The following is a 20,586-nucleotide window of genomic DNA, read 5'->3' on the forward strand; positions in this document are numbered from 1 at the left end:
TGAATATTTTGAAAAAACCTTTGATTGTACTGACAGGTCCCACGGCCGTGGGAAAGACCAGGCTTTCCATCGCCCTTGCAAAGGCCGTGGACGGTGAAATTATCTCTGCGGACTCCATGCAGGTGTACAAATATATGGACATTGGCTCTGCAAAGATTACAAAAGAAGAGATGGAAGGCGTCCCCCACTACCTCATTGATGTGCTGGACCCAAAAGAAGAGTTTCATGTAGTCCGTTTTCAGGAAATGGCAAAAAAGGCCATGGCAAAAATCTATGCCAAGGGAAAAATCCCTATTCTGACAGGCGGCACGGGCTTCTATATCCAAGCCGTGGTAAAAGACATTGATTTTTCTGAAAACACGGAAAAATCCACGGTGCGGGAAAAACTGGAAAAACTGGCCGAAGAAAAGGGCAGCGAATTTCTCCATGCCAGATTACAGGAAGCAGACCCGGCTTCTGCCCAGAAAATTCATGCCAACAACGTAAAGCGTGTTATCCGCGCTTTGGAATACTATGAACTGACCGGAGAGCGCATCTCTGAGCACAACCTTCGGGAGGCAGAAAAAGAGTCGCCCTATAACACGGCATACTTTGTGTTGAACGATGTGCGGGAACGGCTTTACAAACGCATTGACAGCCGGGTAGACGAAATGTTAAAGCAAGGGCTGGTAGAAGAAGTCCGAAAGCTGGCAGACATGGGATACACCAAAGATATGGTTTCCATGCAGGGCCTTGGCTATAAGGAAATCCTGTCTTATTTTGACCACACCTGTTCCCTGGATGAGGCGGTCTATATTTTGAAACGAGACACCCGGCACTTTGCCAAGCGGCAAATTACCTGGTTTAAGCGTGAAAAGGATGTTATCTGGATAAACAAAAATGAATTCGCATACAAGGAAGAAGACATCCTGAATGATATATTGGAAAACTGTGAGAAAAGAGGAATCATACCATGCAGGAAATGAATGAAATGTACCAGCAGCTTGGTATCAGCCAGGCGGTACTGAATTTTGGAAATAAAATAGAGGCAGGTTTAAAAGAGCGTTTCACTGCCATTGATGAAAATGCAGAATACAACCAGTTAAAGGTGCTGCATGCCATGCAGAAAAATAAAGTCAGCGAAGCCTGCCTGTATTCGTCCACCGGATATGGCTATAACGATATTGGGCGAGATACCTTAGAAGAGGTCTATGCCAGCGCCTTCCACACCGAAGCAGCTCTGGTGCGTCCCCTTTTAGCCTGCGGCACCCATGCCCTGGCTGTGGCTCTGGCAGGAAATCTCCGTCCCGGAGACGAACTCCTTTCCCCTGTGGGAAAACCTTACGATACCCTGGAGGAGGTTATCGGTATCCGTCCCTCCAAAGGCTCTCTGGCTGAATACGGCGTGACTTACCGTCAGGTAGAACTTTTAGAAGACGGCAGTTTTGACTACGAAGGCATCCGAAATGCCATTACAGAAAAGACAAAAATGGTGGAAATTCAGCGTTCCAAGGGCTATCTTACCCGCCCCACTTTTTCTGTCAGCCAGATTGGGGATTTGATTGCCTTTATCAAGGGTATTAAGCCGGACATCATTTGTATGGTAGACAACTGCTATGGAGAATTTGTGGAAAAAATTGAGCCAAGTGACGTAGGCGCAGACTTAATCGTGGGCTCTCTGATAAAAAATCCCGGCGGCGGTCTTGCGCCTATCGGCGGTTACATTGCAGGAAAGAAAGAATACGTGGACAATGCGGCTTACCGCCTGACCTGTCCGGGACTCGGAAAGGAAGTGGGCGCCACTTTAGGGGTAAATCCTGCCTTCTATCAGGGCTTTTTCCTGGCTCCCACTGTAACAGCAGGGGCTTTAAAAGGCGCAATTTTCGCAGCCAACATCTACGAAAAACTGGGATTTTCGGTAACCCCAAACGGCACGGAAAGCCGTCACGATATCATTCAGGCCGTAACCTTCGGCACACCGGAGGGCGTGGTAGAATTCTGCAAGGGCATTCAGGCCGCTGCACCTGTGGACAGTTATGTAGAGCCGGAGCCATGGGCTATGCCGGGTTATGACAGCGATGTAATTATGGCTGCCGGCGCTTTTGTGCAGGGTTCTTCCATTGAACTTTCTGCAGACGGCCCCATTAAGCCGCCGTACACGGTATATTTCCAGGGCGGCCTCACCTGGTATCACGCAAAGCTGGGTATCCTTATGTCTCTGCAGAAGCTGGCAGACAAAAATCTGGTGACTCTTCCGGAAGAATAGGAGCAATATGGAAAAAAAACAAATCTGTGTCATAGGCGGAGGCGCTGCAGGCATGATGGCTGCTATTATGGCCGCCCGGGCAGGAGCCGCTGTCACACTTTTAGAGCACAATGAGAAAACAGGACGAAAACTTCTGGCCACCGGAAACGGCCGCTGCAATCTGACCAACCGTTACCAGAGCAGGGAATGCTATCACAGCCAGAAGCCTGAAACTGCATGGGGAATTTTACAGCAGTTTTCTCTGACAGACACCCTGGAGTTCTTCTCAGAAATCGGCGTTTCCGTAAAAGAAAAAAACGGTTATTTTTATCCTGCCTCCATGCAGGCCTCCAGCGTACAAGAGCTTCTGGAAATGGAAGCCCGGTATCGTAAGGTAAAAATCAAATGCCGGGAGAACGTAAAGGAAATCCGCCCGGAACAGACTGCCTCCTGCAAGCCCTCATTTCTGGTGCGTACCGAAACCTGGCAGTATAAGGCGGACGCTGTGATTCTGTCCTGCGGCTCCCGTGCTTCTCAAATAGAAGGGGCGGATGGCAGCGGCTATACCCTGGCCAAATCCCTTGGACTTTCTGTAGAGAAACCTCTGCCGGCTCTGGTTCCCCTTATGGGAAAAGAAAAATATTTTTCCAAATGGGCAGGCACCCGTATCGAGGGACGAATTTCTCTTGTGGCCGAAAAAAAAGTGCTGAACACGCAGGAAGGCGAACTGCAGCTTACGGATTACGGTATTTCCGGTATTCCGGTCTTTCAGTGCAGCGGTCTGGCTGCCAGACTGCTGGATAAGGGCATTGAGGTTACGGCTGTACTGGATTTTCTCCCTTCCTGTAATCTGGCAGAAACAGAGCAGCTTTTAAAAAGCCGCAGAAAGCAGTGCCCGTATAAGTCCACAGCGGCCCTGCTCACAGGGCTTTTCCCCAAAAAGCTCTGCGACGTGCTGATGGAGAACAAACCGGAAATCCCCGCTCTTGCGGCAAGGATAAAAGAATTTCCTATAAAAATAAAGAAAACCAAACCTTTTAAAAACGCCCAGGTCTGTACCGGAGGAGTTTCTCTTACGGAAGTCCATCCGCACACTCTGGAGAGCCGGAAAGTGCCGGGACTGTATCTGGCCGGAGAACTGCTGGACACAGACGGTATCTGCGGCGGCTATAATCTTCAGTGGGCATGGACCACCGGCGCCCTTGCAGGAAAGGAGGCAGCCAAATGCTGAATATCTGTCAGATAAAACTTCCCGTTACCCATACGCAGGAAGAACTGGAAAAGAAAATACTCTCTGTTCTGCGAATTTCCAGAGAAGAACTGCTTTCCTGGAACATTGCCAGACAATCTCTGGACGCCAGGAAAAAGCCGGAACTTTTCTTTGTCTATACTGTGGAGGTGTCCGTAAAAAAAGAAGCCAAAGTGCTGAAAAAAGTCCGTTCCAAAAACGTCAGTCTGTTGACTCCTAAGAAATTCACTTATCTTCGCATCAAGGAAGAAACCAACAGCCGCCCCGTCATCGTAGGAAGCGGCCCCGCCGGGCTGTTCTGTGCCTACTATCTGGTGAAAGCAGGCTTAAAACCCCTGGTTCTAGAGCGGGGAGAAGACGCAGATAACCGTCTGCGGACTGTGGAAGATTTCTGGAAGACCGGCCGGTTAAATCCGGAATCCAATGTGCAGTTCGGAGAGGGCGGGGCAGGAACTTTTTCCGACGGAAAGCTGAACACGCTGGTAAAAGATCCCATAGGCCGGAACCGGGAGGTCCTGAAAATTTTCGTAGAGGCCGGAGGGCCAAAGGAAATTCTCTACCAGCAGAAGCCTCATCTGGGCACTGACGCTCTGATAAATATCGTAAAAAATATCCGTCATTTTATTGAACAGGCCGGCGGGGAAATCCGCTTTTCCTCTAAAATGACAGATTTGCATATAGAAAACGGCAGAATTGCTTCTGTTACAGTAAACCATACCCAAAAGATTCCCACCAATACCCTGGTACTGGCTGTGGGACACAGCGCCAGAGATACGTTTGCCCTTTTGAAAGAAAAGGGGATACACATGGAGCCAAAATCTTTCGCTGTAGGCCTGCGGGCAGAGCACCCGCAAAGTCTGATTAACCAGTATCAGTACGGACAGGAACAGGCAGCGCAGCTTGGGGCAGCCAGCTATAAACTGACCCACAGGGGAACCAATGGAAGAGGGGTATACAGCTTTTGTATGTGCCCCGGCGGTTATGTAGTCAACGCTTCCTCCGAAGAGGGACGACTTGCAGTAAACGGTATGAGTTACCAGGACCGCGGCTCAAAAAATGCCAACAGTGCCCTGATTGTAACCGTAACTCCGGAAGATTTCTCGGGGGATGACGTGCTTTCCGGAATGGAATTTCAGCGGCGATTAGAAGAGAAAGCATACGAATTGGGACAGGGCAAAATTCCGGTGCAAAAATACGGTGACTTCTGTCAAAATCAGACCTCTGACAACTTCGGAGAAGTCACCCCCTGTATGAAGGGCGGATATGCTTTTGCCAATCTGAGAGATTTGATGCCGGAATTTTTAAATGAAGCCCTTATGGAAGGCATACAGGCATTTGAACAGATTATCCCTGGATTTTCCCGTGCCGATATGGTGCTTTCCGGTATCGAAAGCAGAACCTCCTCCCCGGTGCGTATTTGCAGAGATGAACATTTTCACAGCTCCGTATCCGGCCTTTATCCCTGTGGAGAGGGTGCCGGATACGCCGGAGGAATCACCTCGGCAGCCATGGACGGATTGAAAATCGGTGAGGCAATTATGAAAAATCTCATAAATTTTTCGTAAGGCATATACATCGTTTTTAATCTGTGCTACAATGAATCTGCGAAAACCCTATGCGAAAAAATATGCCAAAGAAATCGCAATATAGAGTATGGCAGAATTTAAAAACATGAAACAGATACCAAAGGACGAGCGCCCGTACGAAAAATGTGTCCGGCTGGGCGCCCAGTCCCTTACTGATGCAGAGCTTCTTGCCGTCCTTTTAAGAACCGGTACGGTAGGCAGCCCTTCTGTGCATATGGCGGAAGAAATTCTCAGTCTTTCCAAAGACAGAAAGGGGCTTCTGGGACTTCACACTTTAAGCCTTGCACAATTAAAATCCGTAAAAGGTATCGGAACAGTAAAAGCAATACAGATAAAATGCATCGGAGAGCTTTCCAAACGCATTGCTCAGACAACAGCCAGGAAAGGGCTTCAGTTTACCCAGCCCGGAACCATTGCGGATTATTACATGGAGCGGCTGCGCCACAAGGAACAGGAGGAGCTTATCTGTATGATGCTGGACACTAAAAATCATTTGCTGGGGGAGGAAATGATTTTCAAAGGAACTGTGAACGGTTCTTTCGTCAGCCCAAGAGAGATATTCCTGACCGCCATGTCTTATCATGCCGTGGGAATTCTTCTTGTACATAACCATCCCAGCGGAGACCCTACTCCCAGTCAGGCTGATTTGGACGTTACACAGCGTATTGCAGAAGCAGGAGAACTCCTTGGAATTCCGCTTCTGGACCACATTATTATTGGGGACTGCAAATATCTGAGTTTTCGCCAGCAGGGGATTTTTTAAATGTTAAAAAGTTAAAGGGGACAAGTTTACATGCCATTGCATAAAACGTTTGGAGTAGACCTGGGAACCAGTACGGTGAAAATCTATTCACAGGACCAGGATACTATTTTAACGGAGAAAAACATGATAGCCATTCGCAACCAGAAGCAGATTCTGGCAGTCGGAAATGAGGCATATGGGATTTTTGAAAAGAATCCGTCTAATGTATCTGTAATTTCGCCCATGGCTTATGGAAAAATTGCAGATGTCAATCACACAGAGATGGTTTTACAGGCTTTACTGGATAAGATAAATGCCGGCAGTGTCTTCAGCAACAGTTTATATCTGGCAGTTCCTTCGGATTTGTCGGAAATTGAACAGCGGGCCTATTACACCATTGGAAATTCCAACCGAAAGAACAAAATATATATGGTCAACAAAACCATCGCCGATGCGGTGGCCCTTGGGATTCCCATTAATCATACAAAAGGAAGCATGATTGTCAATATCGGGGCACAAAGTACGGAAATCTCTGTCATTGAACAGGGAAGAGTGGTTTTGAGCAAAATTGTGGAAATCGGGGGCAAACAGCTGAACGAAGCCATTGTCAACGAGGTTCGCAAACAGCACAACCTCTATATCGGAAACCGGACCGCCAGAAGACTGAAGTTCTCTCTGGCCTATTTAAAAGAAGATATCCGGGAGGCCAGAAAAATTGTGGGGATCGACAGTTTAAGCGGTCTGCCCCGGGAAGGGATTGTGCCCTCTGATATGATATACGAAACAATTTTAGGCCCTATTCGGTCTATCTGCGAAGAAATTCAGTTTTTCCTGGAAAGAACACCTCCGCAGATGTATCAGAATATTCAGGACCAGGGAATCTTTCTGGCGGGAGGATGTGCCAGAATCCCTGATATGGACTGGTTCTTGAGCCAGGCCACCGGGCAAAAAGTACGATTATCGGGATATTATGAACTTTGCACCATATATGGGCTGAAAGAAATTATTGGAAACCGCACCCTTTGGAAATGGGTCAGGTAGCCGGAAAGAAAAGCTGAGGTTTTGAGAATGAAGAAAAAGCATAATTGGACGATTAAAAGCAAGCATGTGCTTGCGGCCATGGTTCTGGGCTGTGTCGGTCTGATGATTTTCGCCGCTGCTGCGAAATTTCCCATTGAACCGGTGAGAAATACAGCGGGGTATATCATTGTACCATTCCAGAAAGGCATCAATAAAGTGGGCGCTGTTCTTGACGATGCCACCGCAGGCTTTCAGAATAAGCAGGCGCTTGTAAAAGAAAATAAAAAACTTCAGGAAAAAGTCGATGAACTGACTGCAGAAAACAGCCGCTTGACCCAGGGGCTTACAGAATTGGAACGCCTGCAGGAATTATACAAGCTGGATCAGGATTACAGTCAGTACGATAAGGTGGCAGCTAATGTTATCTCTAAAGATACAGGCAACTGGTTTAACAGCTTTACCATCAACAAGGGTACGGATGACGGCATCCAGAAGGACTGCAACGTCATCGCCGGCAGCGGACTGGTAGGCATTGTCACGGAAGTGGGCAAAAACTGGGCTACGGTCCGTTCTATTATTGACGACACCAGCAATGTCAGTGCCATGACCATGAGCACTTCTGACCGCTGTATTGTGGCGGGAGATTTGCGTCTGATTGACGAAGGCAAGCTGCAGTTTATCCACTTAAAAGACGAAGATGACAAAATCCAGGAGGGCGAAAAGATTGTCACCTCCGATGTCAGCGATAAATTCCTGAAAGGAATTCTCATCGGTTATGTCAGCGAAATAAAAGAGGACCCCAACAATCTGACAAAGACAGGAACTCTGACACCGGCTGTAGATTTTGAACATTTAAGCGAGGTACTGGTAATCAAAGAACTGAAACAGCAGAAAGGGGATTCCTGATGCGGATAAAGAGAAGAGCCGTACAAGGCCTGGTGATTCTGGTGTGCTTTATTCTCCAGAGCACCGTATTTCAAAGTCTTTCCATTGGCTCTATTGTGCCGAATCTCCTGTTGATTGTCACAGTATCCTTTGGATTTATGCGTGGAAAGCTTTCGGGACTTTGGACCGGACTTTTCTGCGGACTTTTAAAAGATGTTTTCTATGGAAATCTACTGGGCTTTTATGCCCTGATTTATCTGTGTATTGGATATGTGGCAGGATGCTGCTGCAAAATTTTCTACGATGAGGAAATCCGTGTCCCCTTGTTTCTGGTGGCGGCAGGAGATATCCTCTACGGAATTCTGGTATACGGAATGCAGTTTCTCATGCGGGGAAGACTGCAGATTTTTTACTATTTCGGACGCATTATGATTCCCGAAATGATTTATACTGTGTTAGTTACTGTCATTCTTTACAAACTTTTGTTCAAACTGAACAGGAAGCTAAGCGAACTGGAAATGAAAGAGAGAGATTCCATTTGGTTAAGAAAATAAAAAAATTCATCAAAAAAATCGGACTGAAAAGAACAACCGTTGTTATTCTCGTATTCTGCGCCATGTTTGCAGTGCTGATTCAGCGGCTTTTTTCCCTGCAGATTCTTCATGGAGAGGAATACGCGGAAAATTTCAATCTGAGTATCACAAAAGAACGAACTTTAAAAGGAACCCGCGGCAATATTCTGGACAGAAACGGCAAGCCTCTGGCTTACAACCAACTGTCTTATTCCGTCATTTTAGAGGACAACGGAACTTATGACTCCACCAGAGAGAAAAATCTGACCTTGAACTATGTGGCCTATGAACTCTTAAACATTCTGAAGTCCCACAATGAGAGTACAGATATTACTTTTCACATTGTATTGGACGAAGATGGAAAATATGCCTTTGATGCCACAGGTTTTACCTTGAACCGTTTCAAAGCAGACGTATACGGAAAAGCGAAGATTGAAGATTTGAAAAAGAAACAGCTCAATGCCACTGCTGATGAAATCATGGAGTATCTGGCAGGAGAGGAGCGTTTCGGACTGGTAAACAAGGAAAAACCTTATACAAAAAAAGAACTGGAGTCCTATGGGCTGCCGGAAAGCTTTACGCCGGAGGAAACGTTAGAGCTGGTAAAAATACGCTATATTTTATCCACCAACAGCTTTAAAAAATATGTGCCCGTTACCATTGCCACCAATGTCAGTGAAGAGACTGTGGCGGAAATTATGGAGCGCAAGGACAAACTGCAGGGCGTGGATATTACAGAGGATTCTATCCGTGTCTACGACGAGGCAGAAAGTTTTGCCTCCATTATCGGCTATACAGGAAAAGCCGACTCAGAAGAACTGGAAAGCCTCCGCGACCAGGGCTATGATTATTCCACCGACGCTGTGGTAGGTAAAGCCGGCATAGAAAAGGAAATGGAAACCAAACTGCAGGGAAAAGACGGCTCAGAAACTGTCTTTGTGGATACTATGGGAAAAGTTCTGAAAATTGAAAGCGATTCCAGAAAAGAGCCGGAGTCCGGCAATGATGTGTACCTGACTCTGGACAAGGATTTGCAGCGTATCACCTACGATATCCTGGAACAGAAAATTGCCGGAATTTTAGTAGCCAACATTATCAACGCCAAGGAATTTAAAGTAGAAGACGGCATGGATACGGCAGCTATTAAAACGCCTATTTATGATGTATACAATGCCCTGATAAACAATAGTGTTCTGGACATCTCACATTTCAAAGAGGACGATGCCACAGAACTGGAAAAAGAAGTATACGAACGATTTCAGCAAAAGCAGTCTGAGGTTTTTGCCCAGGTAAAAGAAGAGCTGACCAAGGAAAATCCCGCGGCTTATAAAGACTTGTCCGAAGAAATGCAGGAATACCAGAGCTACATTGTGAATGATTTCCTTATGAATAAAAAGGGTATTTTATCCAAAGATTCTATTGATTCCTCTGATTCCGTCTACAAAGCCTGGACCAAGGAAGAATCTATCAGTTTAAAGGAATTTCTGACTTATGCAGCTGGAAAGAATTGGATTGATATTTCCCAATTTTCCTCTGAGGACGAATACCTGGATTCCAATGAGGTATATACCGCACTGGCTGATTATCTGACCGAATCCCTGGCTGATGATGAGGGATTTTCCAAAATCCTGTATAAATATATGCTGCATGAAGACACCATCTCCGGTGCCCAGCTTTGTATGCTCTTGTACGACCAGAATGTTCTGGAAAAAGATGATGCCACATATCAGGCTTTAAAATCCGGTTCTATGAGAGCCTATGATTTTATGATAAACAAAATCCGTAATCTGGAAATCACACCGGCCCAGCTGGCTTTGGACCCCTGCTCCGGTTCCGTGGTTATTACAGATGTCAACACAGGCGAAACTCTGGCCTGTGTGACCTATCCTGGATATGACAACAACCGGCTTGCCAACAACATGGACACCGAATATTTTGCCAAGCTGTCCCAGGATTTATCCGGTCCTTTCTATAACAAGGCCACCCAGCAGCTCACAGCTCCAGGTTCTACCTTTAAAGTAGTTACTGTTGTGGCTGGTATGGAAGAGGGAATTGTAAATGACAGTTACGGTGCTGTCTGTACCGGCCAGTTCGATAAAGTTGCCAATGCACCCTGGTGCTGGCTGCATTCCGGTCATGGTTATATGAACGCGGTTTCCGGTATCACCAATTCCTGTAACGTATTTATGAACCAGGTAGCTTATGATTTGGGTACAGATGCGGACGGAAAATATTCCGACTCTCTGGGTGTGGAAAAACTGATGAAATACGCCAATTTATTCCGTCTGAACGAAAAGTCAGGTCTGGAAATTACGGAAGTATCACCGAAAATGTCTACTTCCGATGCGCTGAGAACTTCTATCGGACAGAGCGATTTGTCTGTTACGACTTCTCAGCTCGCCAGATATGTGACTACTATTGCGAGCCGGGGCACCAGCTATCAGCTGTCCCTTCTTGATAAAGTAACTGACTCCAAAGGAGAAATAATCGAAGATTACACTCCGGAAGTCAAAGGAGACATGGACGTTGCAGACCATACCTGGACTACTGTACAGAAAGGTATGAGAGGAGTTGCGAAAAATAACGCTTCTTTAAGCTCTCTCAGTGTTTCTGTTGCCGGCAAGACAGGTACTGCACAGGAAGATTTAACCCGGCCCTCCCATGCACTCTTTATGGGATTCGCACCTTATGAGAATCCGGAAGTGGGCATTGCCGTCCGCATTGGAAACGGTTATGCTTCCAGCAATGCGGTTGACGTAGCAAAAGATATCCTCCGTTATAAGTACAACCTTGCAGATGAATCTGAAATTGTCACCGGTACAGCATCTTCTGCTGACACGACAACAACACGAAACGATTAAGCTGTCAATTTGCAAAGTACACAGGAAGCAGCAAAAAGAAAATATCAGGAGGATTTGGTATGAGTGAAATTATTGTAGTGACGTCCGGAAAAGGAGGCGTAGGCAAGACCACGGTAACAGCCAATATCGGCCTTGGTCTTGCCAGACTGAACAAAAAAGTAGTTGTAGTGGATACAGACATCGGACTTCGCAACCTGGATGTAGTGCTGGGACTGGAAAACCGCATTGTCTACAACCTCATTGATGTCATTGAAGGAAACTGCAGGATGAAACAGGCGCTGATCAGAGACAAGCAGTGCGATACCCTGTTTCTTCTGCCTTCTGCACAGACAAAGGATAAGACAGCTATTACACCGGAACAGATGGTAAAGCTTACTGAGGATTTGTCCGAAGAATTTGACTATATTATTCTGGACTGCCCCGCAGGTATTGAACAGGGCTTTAAAAATGCCATTGCCGGCGCAGGCCGGGCTATTGTGGTCACTACTCCGGAGGTTTCTGCTATCCGGGACGCAGACCGTATCATCGGGCTTTTGCAGGCCAATGAAATGCCGCAGATTCAGCTTGTCATCAACCGTCTCAGACCGGATATGATTCAGCGGGGTGAAATGATGTCCATAGAAGATGTGACAGAAATTCTTGCCGTAGACCTTCTCGGTGCAATTCCTGATGATGAGGCCGTAGTCATTGCCACCAACCAGGGAGAGCCTCTCTGCGGAAAAGACTCCCTGTCCGGCAGAGCTTTTGAAAATATTTGCCGCAGAATTTCCGGCGAAGAAGTTCCTTTCCTGGAATTTCAGAAAAAACAAGGCGTCTTTCGGCGTCTTTCAGGCATTTTCAGAAAATAATAAAGGAGGACATGGAATTGTTAAGATTTCCTGGCAGACGTTCCGGTCTTATCGCAAAAGACCGTTTAAAGCTGCTTTTGACTTCCGAGCGGCTGGACTGTACTCCACAAATGATGACAATGCTGCAAAACGATATGATTCGGGCTGTAAATAAGTATTTTGCCGTAAGAGAACAGAACGTGGAAATCCGTTACCGGAAAGAAACTGCTACTTTTATGGCAAAAATCCCCTTACAGACCGATATTGAACATTCCTCTCCAGGAATATCCCTCTGGAGATAACAACTGAGATTAGGAAAAAAGGTGTTTTCATGATTAGACAATATAAACTAAAGGACTACAATTTCAGACTGGTGCTTGTGCTGATAGTGCTCACCTCTATTGGCGTACTTCTGGTAGGAAGCGCGGACCCCTCTCTTCAGAAAAAACAGTTTGCAGGTATGATTCTGGGACTGATTGTAATGGTGGTGGTATCGCTGATGGATTACAGTTGGATTTTAAATTTCAACTGGATTATGTACGGCGGAAACCTGTTCCTTCTGCTTCTGGTTATTCTGCTGGGAACCGATGCCAATGGCGCTACCCGCTGGATTAGCATTGGCGGCTTTCAGTTTCAGCCTACCGAGCTTTCCAAGATTATTATTATCCTTTTCTTTGCTAAGTACTTTATGGACCACGAGGAGGATATTAATACCTTGAGAACGCTGGTCAAATCAGCGGTACTGATTGCTGTGCCTCTTGCCATGATTCTGCAACAGCCAGACTTGAAAAATACCATAACTATTGCTATAATTTTCTGTATACTGCTTTATATTGCAGGATTAAGCTATAAAATTATAGGAGGCGCACTGCTGATTGTCATTCCTCTTGCTGTTGTATTTCTCTTTATCGTTGTCCAACCGGACCAGAAGCTGATAAAATCCTATCAGAGAAACCGTATTATGGCCTTTTTAAACTCTGAAGACGATGAGTATTCCGATGCTGTAAACCAGCAGGAAAATTCCGTCATGGCCATCGGTTCCGGTCAGCTTACGGGAAAAGGTCTGAACAACAATGAAGTGGCATCTGCAAACAAGGGAAATTTCGTATCTGAAAACCAGACAGACTTTATTTTCTCTGTTGCCGGAGAAGAACTGGGATTCATCGGGTGCGTGGCAATTTTACTGCTGTTGCTGCTGATTATTTTTGAATGTATCAGAACAAGTCTGCGGGCAAAAGATACTGCCGGAAAGATTATATGCTGCGGGGTAGCATCCATTGTGGCTGTCCAGGGCTTCATCAATGTGGCCGTTGTCACAAAGATTATGCCCAACACCGGAACGCCGCTGCCTTTTGTCAGCTACGGTCTGACTTCCATGGTCAGCCTTTATATCGGAATGGGACTTGTGCTGAATGTGGGCTTACAGCGATACAGAACTTACAGGGAGGTAGAAAAATCATGAACATCGGATTAATTGCACACAATTCAAAGAAAAAATTAATGCAGAATTTCTGCATTGCCTACAGAAATATTTTATCAAAGAACAACCTTTATGCCACCGGAACCACCGGAAGACTTATTGAAGAAGCTTCCAATCTGACCGTACACAAGTTTCTGGCAGGACATCTGGGCGGAGAACAGCAGCTTGGAGCCATGATTGAGCAAAATGACATGGATTTGGTGATTTATTTAAGAGAACCTCTGGAGCCGCAGAAGCATGACCCTGACGTAAAACGTATTTTCATGCTCTGCGACACCCACAACATTCCCATGGCAACCAACCTGGCCACTGCGGAAATGATGATTCGTTCTTTGGGCAGAGGAGAGCTGGACTGGCGTGAGATGTATCGATAAACTTTTCAAAAAACCCCAAAAAAGAACAGGAAGATTTAAAAAGCGTCATCAGCAGAAGGTGAGAAAAACCTTATTTTTGCTTCTCCTTCTAATAATTTTTTTGCTGCTGGGACTGCTTGCCATTATCCTTATTGGAAAAAACAGACAGTTAAAAGAAATCCTTCCGTATGACCGAAGCCAGCGTGTTTTCGGAACCACAGCAGGAGAGGATTATCCCGTAGCTGATGGGCTGTCCCAGAATCTTTGCGTAGGAGAGGCGGAAACTTCCCTGGAGGGTGTAGAAGCCAAAGAAGGGGAACGGGCCGGACTTTTTGATATCCATGGCAGAAAAATTTCCTTTTCAACCGGACTCTATGAAAGAGTATCTCCAGGTACGGTGACACAGCTTATGACTGCACTGGTGGCCTTTGAAAAGCTGAATCCCGACGATACGGTCACCATTTCCCAGGAGGATATGGTATACGGTCAGAACCGAAATACCTGCGGACTGTCTGCAGACAATCAAATCACCGTCAAGCAGCTTTTAAATGCCGTTTTAGTATCTTCGGCACAAGACGCTTGTCTGGCCCTTGCACGAAGCGCAGGAGGCAGCGCAGATGCCTTTGTGGACTTGATGAACCAGAAAGCCCAGGACCTTGGCATGACCAACACCAACTTCGTAAATGCAACCGGTGTTTCGGACGAAAATCAGTATACCACGGTTTACGATATCTATTTGCTTTTAAATGAACTTTTAAAATATCCGGACCTTACCAATGCCATGGGGCTGTCGGAATTTATCCTGAATTACAGCCAGGCTGACGGTACTGCCAAACAGCAGTGGCTTAGCTGTGACAATCTCTATGCCACAGGCCGAATCACTGTTCCCAGAGGCGTAACCGTATTAGGAGGAAAATTTTTCTCTTCTGATACGGAAAGATATACCGCTTTGCTGGTGCAGAACAATTATGGAAATGCTTTTGCAGCTATTGTTTTCCAGTCAGAAAGCGAAACGGAAATGAACAACCGTATCTGCCAGATGCTGGAAAAGATTAATTCTTAATTTTTGCTATAAATTTTGAATTTACCATTGTATTTTTGAACGATATGCACTATAATTAATTTAACAATAACCACGGTTTTAGTAAAATTACATATTACGTGCGGCTAAGGAGGAAATTGCGATGGTTCAGTTAATTGTAGGAGAAAAGGGTAAAGGAAAAACAAAGGTACTTCTGGATAAAGTAAATACAGAGGTCAAAGAAGCAAACGGAACACTGGTATATCTGGATAAAAGCAGAAAGCACATGTATGAATTAAATAATAAGGTACGTTTAATTGATATGTCTGACTACGATATTCAAAATAGCAGTGAATTTCTGGGATTTCTCTCCGGTGTAGTTTCTCAGGACAATGACCTGGAAAGAATGTATCTCGACAGTTTCATTAAAATTTCACGGGTAACAGATGAAGCATTTGCAGATGTGATGGCACGCCTGAAGGATATGGGTGAAAAATACAACGTATCTTTTGTATTAAGCGTTTCCAAAGACGAAAAGGAACTTCCCGAAAGCGTCAAAGAGATGATTCTGGTTTCCATTTAATCGGATTTCCTACGTTACAGCAAGTATGAAAGAGCTGTCGTTTTAAGCAGAATAAGAGGCTTAAAGCGGCAGCTCTTCTTTTTGACAGCGCAGACAAAAGGGCTTCTTCTTTTTAAAGACGTTCGGTATCGTCTGAAAAGGAAGACACTCTTCCGAAAAGGCTGAGCAAATACAACCCGCAGATACCTACCAGTGCATAAATAATTCTGGAAATCCAGGTCATATCGCCAAATAAAAAGGTAACAAGATTAAATCGGAAAAATCCAATCAATCCCCAGTTTACCGCACCGATAACGGTAACAACCAGTGCCGTATAATCTAAAATTCTGCTGTTCATAATACAAGCCTCCTTTTTCCTTATCTAGTATTTCCATCCCATTCCTTTTTATGCAAAAAATTTAGCTATTGTGATTCCCACCTGAAAATGGTAAAATACAAGGTAGTGCAGAAAATGAACGGAGATTAAAGGAGATTAAACTTGTCAGGCAAAAAAAACAGTTTTGGTAAAAAAATAAAACAATTCTTTTCAGCTTTAAAACGGCTGCTGACTTTTAATATTACAACCATCATGTTCGGCGCCCTGTTTATCTATATGATAATTACCGTAATTTTGTATGCCACCTCCCCCCATGTAACCTCCTATCAGGTTACCTCCGGTCCGCTGACAAAGAATCCGGTATGTACAGCGCTGGCACTCCGGGAAGAGCAGGTGGTACAGGCGGGCGGCACCGGATACACGGAATATTATGCACGAGAAGGCATGGAGGTACGGAAAAACGGTTCTGTATATGGGTTGTCCAGCGCCAGGCAGGAGGTGCAGAATGTCAGCCTCACAGAGGAGCAACTGGAAAAACTCCGGTCCAGTATGGCTAAGTTTTCCTATGCCTTTGATGGCAGCGATTTCTATGATACCTACAGCTTTAAGTATGAATTAGAGGGAAGTATTCTCCAGGCTGCAGGAGTGACCGAACAGACCGATAAAGAAGCTGCCGATACAGACGAAGACAGCGACTCCCAGGTCATTACCGGACAGGCTGTGGGAACTGCTGTATCCCTGGGCAGCCAGACCGTCTACACTTCTCCGGAAGCAGGTGTGATTGTATATTCTACAGATGGGTACGAGGATAAAACCGTTGAAAACCTTACAGAGGAGGATTTCAATGAAAAATCTTACAAAAAGACAGACCTTTTAACCAGCGAAGAAATAAAAGCAGGAGATTCTGTCTACAAAGTAATTACCAGCGAAAAATGGACCCTTATGGTTCCCCTCACCGATAAACTGGCGGCAGCGATTGCAGACCGTACCAGTATCAAGGTCAAATTTACCAAGGACGGGGAAAGTCAGAATGGTTCGCTTTCCATTATCAGCATCGGAGACCAGAAAGTTGCCCAAATCCAGCTGCAAAACGGTATGGTACGTTATGCGTCTGACCGTTTTCTGGAAATTGAACTGGTTGTAAATACACAAAGCGGTCTGAAAATACCGGTAAGTTCTATTGTAACCAAAGAATTCTACCTCATTCCCCGTGATTTTCTTGCAAAAGGAGACAACAGTGAGGGAGAAGGTTTTATTAGGGAACTGGACAGCAACAGCGACTCTCCGGTTACAGAATTTGTAGAAGCTGTTATCTATAAAGAAACAGACGCAGACGGCAATGAAATCACCTCTGAATCCGAAACAGAAGATGATTCCGGCGGTTACTGTTATGTGGATAAGGAGACCTTCCAGGACGGTGATATTCTGAAAAAACAGGACTCTACTGAAACCTTTGAAGTCGGGGAGGTGGATTATCTGGAAGGTGTTTATTGTATGAATAAAGGATATGCCGTTTTCCGCCAGATTAAAATTTTAGACCAGAATGAAGAATACTGTATTGTTGCACAGGGAACCTCCTACGGTCTCCAGCCTTTTGATTACATTGTTTTGGATGGAGAAAGTGTAAAAGAGGAAGAAATTCTCTATTAGCAAGTTACTCAGATACAAAAGAAAGGGGTATGAACTATGAGTGTCTGTGAGAATTATAAAAACGTAGAAGAAAAAGTAATACAGGCATGCAAAAGAGCCGGCAGAGACCCAAAAGAGGTTACGCTGATTGCCGTAAGCAAGACAAAACCCATGTCCATGATAGAGGAACTCCTGCCTCTGGGTGTCCGGGATTTCGGAGAAAATAAAGTGCAGGAACTGACTGCCAAAGCAGAAAGTCTTTCCCCTGAAATACACTGGCACATGATTGGACATCTGCAGCGAAACAAAGTAAAATATGTAGTAGACAAGGCCTGCCTCATACACTCCGTGGATTCCCTGCGTCTGGCAGAGGAAATCAGCAAAGAAGCGGGAAAGAAACAGGTCACGGTCTCCATCCTTCTGGAAGTCAACGCAGCGGGAGAAGAGAGCAAATTCGGAATTACCCCAGGGGAAACACTTTCTCTTGCACAGGAAATTGCAAAGTTGCCCCATATCCAGATAAAAGGATTGATGACGATTGCTCCTTATACTCAAAATCCGGAAGATAATCGGATATTTTTCAGAAATTTAAGAAAATTAAGTGTTGACATTGCACAGAAAAATATTGATAATGTTACTATGAGTGTCCTGAGCATGGGCATGACCGGTGATTATGAAGTCGCCATCGAAGAAGGAGCCACCCACGTCCGTGTAGGAATCGGCATCTTCGGAGAAAGAGATTACAGTATATAGAAAGATTGGAGATTGATATTATGAATATCTTAGATAAATTTTTGGACGCAGTAAAGGTAAATGAGGATTTTGATGATGACGACTTTTTAGATGATGTAGATGACGATTTTGAAGATGAAAAGCCCAAAAAGAGATTCTTTAAAAAGCTGGATGAAGACCTTGATGACTACGACGATGATTTATCTTCTGTAAAAAGCCATAAAAAAGCAGAGAAGCAGACTGCTGCCGCAAAGGCTCCAAAGCCTCAGAAACAGCCAGCCTCTTCTTCCAGTAAGGTGACGCCTATGTATAATGTGAAAAAGAAAATGCCTTCCAACGAAGTGTGCGTAATTAAACCAAAGCAATTTGATGACTCTACTGAGATTGTGGACGCGCTTTTAGACAGCTGCACCGTAATCTTAAATTTAGAGGGACTGGATATCAATTTGGCCCAGCATATCATTGACTTTACTTCCGGTGCAAGTTATTCCATCAACGGAAGTATCCGTAAGGTTTCTTCCTACATCTTCATTCTGACACCAGAAGGTGTGGATATTACCGGAGATTCCCAGGAGTTTTTGAATGACATTACCGGCGGTTCCATGTACGAAGGGATTTAAAGAGCGTTTATGGAAAAAGATGTATTATTCAAAAAGCGTATGACAGAGCTTAGTAAGAAGGCCTATTACAGAGGCATTCTTACTTTCTCCGACTTTCTCGACTTAAATGAACAGACTATGCTTCAGAGTCTTTCCCTGAAAGATACAGGTGTTTCCGTAAAACTCTGGGGCGGTTATGAAACAGCAGAGCGTCAGATGGCAGCCTTTGTCCCTGATGCTTTTTGTTGTGAAGAAGATTATCCTCTGTCCTGTCTCCGAATCCAGCCCTTAAACCGAAAATTTTCGGACAAACTGACACACCGGGACTATCTGGGAGCCATTCTGAATCTGGGCATTGACCGGAGTAAAATCGGAGATATTCTCATGGAGGCGGAAAGCGCTTGTGTATTCTGCCACACTTCTATGTGTGACTTTCTCATAGAGGAAATCTGCCGTATCCGCCACACATCCGTAAAAGCAGAGCGCATTACAGAAATCACGGACTTTCCTGTTCCCAGAAGAGAAGAGCTTTCCGGTACGGTAGCTTCTCCCCGTCTGGACAGTATCATTGCCCTGGCTTTTGGGACTTCCAGAAGCAGTATGCTGCCTTTCATTGAAGGGGGCAAAGTCTTTGTCAATGGCAGGAATGTGGTGTCCAACGGATATGCCCTGAAAGACGGAGATATTATTTCTGTCCGGGGAAAAGGCAAATTCCAGTTCGGCACTGTAACCAACAAAACCAAAAAGGACCGTTACCATGTGGTCCTATACAAATACTGTTAAGAAAAGGAGGTCTAGCCGCTATGACAGAAGAACGTATACTGGTGCAGCGAGAGGGTACGTTTCACTACCCCATTGTGTTCCGAAAAGATTTTTCTTCCCTTTCCGAGGAAGTTCTCTCTCTTTCCAAAAAAAGCCGCCGTATTTGCGTGGTTTCGGACAGCCATGTAGCGCCCTTATATCTGGATACAGTCACAAAAGAGCTGGGAAAATGCGGTATGAAAGTAACTACTTATATTCTGCCTGCAGGAGAATCCAACAAAAATCTGGACCAGATTCAGGGAATCTATGAACATCTGATTCAGGAACATTTCGACCGAAACGATATGCTGGCAGCCCTGGGCGGCGGTGTCACGGGAGACATGACCGGATTTGCAGCCGCCACTTATCTGCGGGGCATTGATTTTATACAGATTCCCACAACCCTTCTTTCCCAGGTAGACAGCAGTATCGGAGGAAAAACAGGAGTGGATTTCAGGCAATACAAAAATATGGTAGGCGCCTTTCATCAGCCTTTATTGGTCTATACCAACGGAGCCGTGCTGAAAACCCTGCCCGATGCAGAATTTGCAAGCGGTATGGGCGAAGTCATTAAACACGGACTTATCCGTGATAAAGGTTACAGCACATGGCTGGCCTGCAACCGGGAAGCCATCCTGGAAAGAGAGGAATCGACCTGTCTGGAAATGATTTACCGAAGCTGTATGATTAAAAAAACAGTAGTAGAAAAAGACCCCACCGAACAGGGCGAACGAGCCGTCTTAAATATGGGACATACCATCGGCCATGCAATAGAAAAACTGAAAAACTTCACCATGTCCCACGGAGCCTGTGTAGCCGTAGGCTGCGCTGCGTCCGCCTTTTTGTCTATGCAAAAGGGCTGGATTACAGAGGAAGATTACAAAGGCGTTCTGCGGCAGCTAGAGGCCTTTCATCTGCCTGTAGAGACAACCGGGCTGTCTCCTGAGGACATTTTGCAGACTACCAAATCCGATAAAAAAATGGATGGAAAGGCTGTGAAATTTATCCTGCTGAAGGGCTGGGGAAATGCTGTGGTGGACAGAACCCTGACAGATAGGGATTTGCTGTCCGGTATTCACGCTGTACTGGCTGCAGATTAAAAGGAG

The 20,586-nt window shown here is 45.4% G+C and carries 21 protein-coding genes; 20 read left to right on the forward strand and 1 reads right to left on the reverse strand.

Annotated features, from left to right (window positions below):
- Positions 1–8: 8 nt before the first annotated feature.
- The 15 genes from miaA (at position 9) to WKT17_RS05210 (ending at position 15,403) form a co-directional block, all read left to right on the forward strand.
- Complete coding sequence (miaA, locus tag WKT17_RS05140; RefSeq protein WP_173750168.1) at positions 9–965, forward strand: tRNA (adenosine(37)-N6)-dimethylallyltransferase MiaA; 957 nt, start codon at positions 9–11, stop codon at positions 963–965.
- Positions 953–2,245: a methionine gamma-lyase family protein gene (locus WKT17_RS05145; protein ID WP_173750169.1), complete on the forward strand. Its 1,293-nt coding sequence runs from the start codon at positions 953–955 to the stop codon at positions 2,243–2,245. Before miaA ends, WKT17_RS05145 begins: the two co-directional genes overlap by 13 nt.
- A 7-nt stretch (positions 2,246–2,252) precedes the next feature.
- Complete coding sequence (locus WKT17_RS05150; protein ID WP_173750170.1) at positions 2,253–3,455, forward strand: aminoacetone oxidase family FAD-binding enzyme; 1,203 nt, start codon at positions 2,253–2,255, stop codon at positions 3,453–3,455.
- Positions 3,449–5,038, forward strand: coding sequence for an NAD(P)/FAD-dependent oxidoreductase (locus tag WKT17_RS05155; protein ID WP_173750171.1), 1,590 nt, complete (start codon positions 3,449–3,451; stop codon positions 5,036–5,038). The genes WKT17_RS05150 and WKT17_RS05155 overlap by 7 nt, the downstream gene beginning before the upstream one ends.
- A 106-nt stretch (positions 5,039–5,144) precedes the next feature.
- Positions 5,145–5,822, forward strand: coding sequence for a RadC family protein (gene radC / locus WKT17_RS05160; RefSeq protein WP_294460430.1), 678 nt, complete (start codon positions 5,145–5,147; stop codon positions 5,820–5,822).
- Between the two features lie 30 nt (positions 5,823–5,852).
- A complete protein-coding gene (locus tag WKT17_RS05165; RefSeq protein WP_173750173.1) occupies positions 5,853–6,842 on the forward strand; it encodes a rod shape-determining protein in 990 nt (329 codons plus the stop codon).
- 27 nt (positions 6,843–6,869) lie between these two features.
- Positions 6,870–7,727, forward strand: a complete 858-nt coding sequence (mreC, locus tag WKT17_RS05170; RefSeq protein ID WP_173750174.1) for a rod shape-determining protein MreC — start codon at positions 6,870–6,872, stop codon at positions 7,725–7,727.
- Entirely contained in the window at positions 7,727–8,260 is a 534-nt protein-coding gene (gene mreD, locus WKT17_RS05175; RefSeq protein ID WP_173750175.1) for a rod shape-determining protein MreD, read from the forward strand. Before mreC ends, mreD begins: the two co-directional genes overlap by 1 nt.
- A complete protein-coding gene (locus WKT17_RS05180; RefSeq protein WP_173750176.1) occupies positions 8,245–11,139 on the forward strand; it encodes a penicillin-binding transpeptidase domain-containing protein in 2,895 nt (964 codons plus the stop codon). The genes mreD and WKT17_RS05180 overlap by 16 nt, the downstream gene beginning before the upstream one ends.
- A gap of 59 nt (positions 11,140–11,198) precedes the next feature.
- On the forward strand, positions 11,199–11,987 hold the full coding sequence (gene minD, locus WKT17_RS05185) for a septum site-determining protein MinD (RefSeq protein ID WP_173750177.1): 789 nt from the start codon (positions 11,199–11,201) through the stop codon (positions 11,985–11,987).
- Between the two features lie 11 nt (positions 11,988–11,998).
- Complete coding sequence (gene minE / locus WKT17_RS05190; protein ID WP_226853736.1) at positions 11,999–12,268, forward strand: cell division topological specificity factor MinE; 270 nt, start codon at positions 11,999–12,001, stop codon at positions 12,266–12,268.
- Between the two features lie 29 nt (positions 12,269–12,297).
- Positions 12,298–13,428: an FtsW/RodA/SpoVE family cell cycle protein gene (locus tag WKT17_RS05195; RefSeq protein WP_173750179.1), complete on the forward strand. Its 1,131-nt coding sequence runs from the start codon at positions 12,298–12,300 to the stop codon at positions 13,426–13,428.
- On the forward strand, positions 13,425–13,820 hold the full coding sequence (locus WKT17_RS05200; protein ID WP_111919756.1) for a methylglyoxal synthase: 396 nt from the start codon (positions 13,425–13,427) through the stop codon (positions 13,818–13,820). Before WKT17_RS05195 ends, WKT17_RS05200 begins: the two co-directional genes overlap by 4 nt.
- On the forward strand, positions 13,804–14,862 hold the full coding sequence (locus tag WKT17_RS05205; RefSeq protein WP_226853738.1) for a D-alanyl-D-alanine carboxypeptidase family protein: 1,059 nt from the start codon (positions 13,804–13,806) through the stop codon (positions 14,860–14,862). Before WKT17_RS05200 ends, WKT17_RS05205 begins: the two co-directional genes overlap by 17 nt.
- A gap of 121 nt (positions 14,863–14,983) precedes the next feature.
- Positions 14,984–15,403, forward strand: a complete 420-nt coding sequence (locus WKT17_RS05210) for a twitching motility protein PilT (protein ID WP_173750180.1) — start codon at positions 14,984–14,986, stop codon at positions 15,401–15,403.
- Between the two features lie 112 nt (positions 15,404–15,515).
- On the opposite strand, the gene WKT17_RS05215 is transcribed toward WKT17_RS05210, so the two are convergent.
- The gene (locus WKT17_RS05215) at positions 15,516–15,740 is read right to left on the reverse strand and encodes a DUF378 domain-containing protein (protein ID WP_173749683.1); all 225 of its coding nucleotides are present in this window, start codon (positions 15,738–15,740) and stop codon (positions 15,516–15,518) included.
- Between the two features lie 141 nt (positions 15,741–15,881).
- On the opposite strand from WKT17_RS05215, the gene WKT17_RS05220 reads away from it, so the two are divergent.
- Genes WKT17_RS05220 through aroB form a run of 5 tightly spaced genes read left to right on the forward strand, consistent with a single transcriptional unit; the run spans position 15,882 to position 20,580 of the window.
- Complete coding sequence (locus WKT17_RS05220; RefSeq protein ID WP_226853669.1) at positions 15,882–17,369, forward strand: HlyD family efflux transporter periplasmic adaptor subunit; 1,488 nt, start codon at positions 15,882–15,884, stop codon at positions 17,367–17,369.
- 36 nt (positions 17,370–17,405) lie between these two features.
- On the forward strand, positions 17,406–18,101 hold the full coding sequence (locus WKT17_RS05225; RefSeq protein ID WP_330027374.1) for a YggS family pyridoxal phosphate-dependent enzyme: 696 nt from the start codon (positions 17,406–17,408) through the stop codon (positions 18,099–18,101).
- A 20-nt stretch (positions 18,102–18,121) separates the two neighbouring features.
- Positions 18,122–18,700: a cell division protein SepF gene (locus WKT17_RS05230; protein ID WP_173749685.1), complete on the forward strand. Its 579-nt coding sequence runs from the start codon at positions 18,122–18,124 to the stop codon at positions 18,698–18,700.
- Positions 18,701–18,709: 9 nt separating this feature from the next.
- Entirely contained in the window at positions 18,710–19,462 is a 753-nt protein-coding gene (locus tag WKT17_RS05235; RefSeq protein ID WP_173749686.1) for a YlmH family RNA-binding protein, read from the forward strand.
- Positions 19,463–19,482: 20 nt separating this feature from the next.
- Positions 19,483–20,580 carry a 3-dehydroquinate synthase gene (aroB, locus tag WKT17_RS05240; RefSeq protein WP_294542493.1) on the forward strand — a complete coding sequence of 366 codons (1,098 nt, stop codon included), beginning with the start codon at positions 19,483–19,485 and terminating at the stop codon, positions 20,578–20,580.
- The last annotated feature ends 6 nt before the right edge of the window (positions 20,581–20,586 follow it).

It is taken from the genome of Blautia sp. HCN-20427, from assembly GCF_037890365.1.
GTDB lineage: Bacteria > Bacillota > Clostridia > Lachnospirales > Lachnospiraceae > Blautia.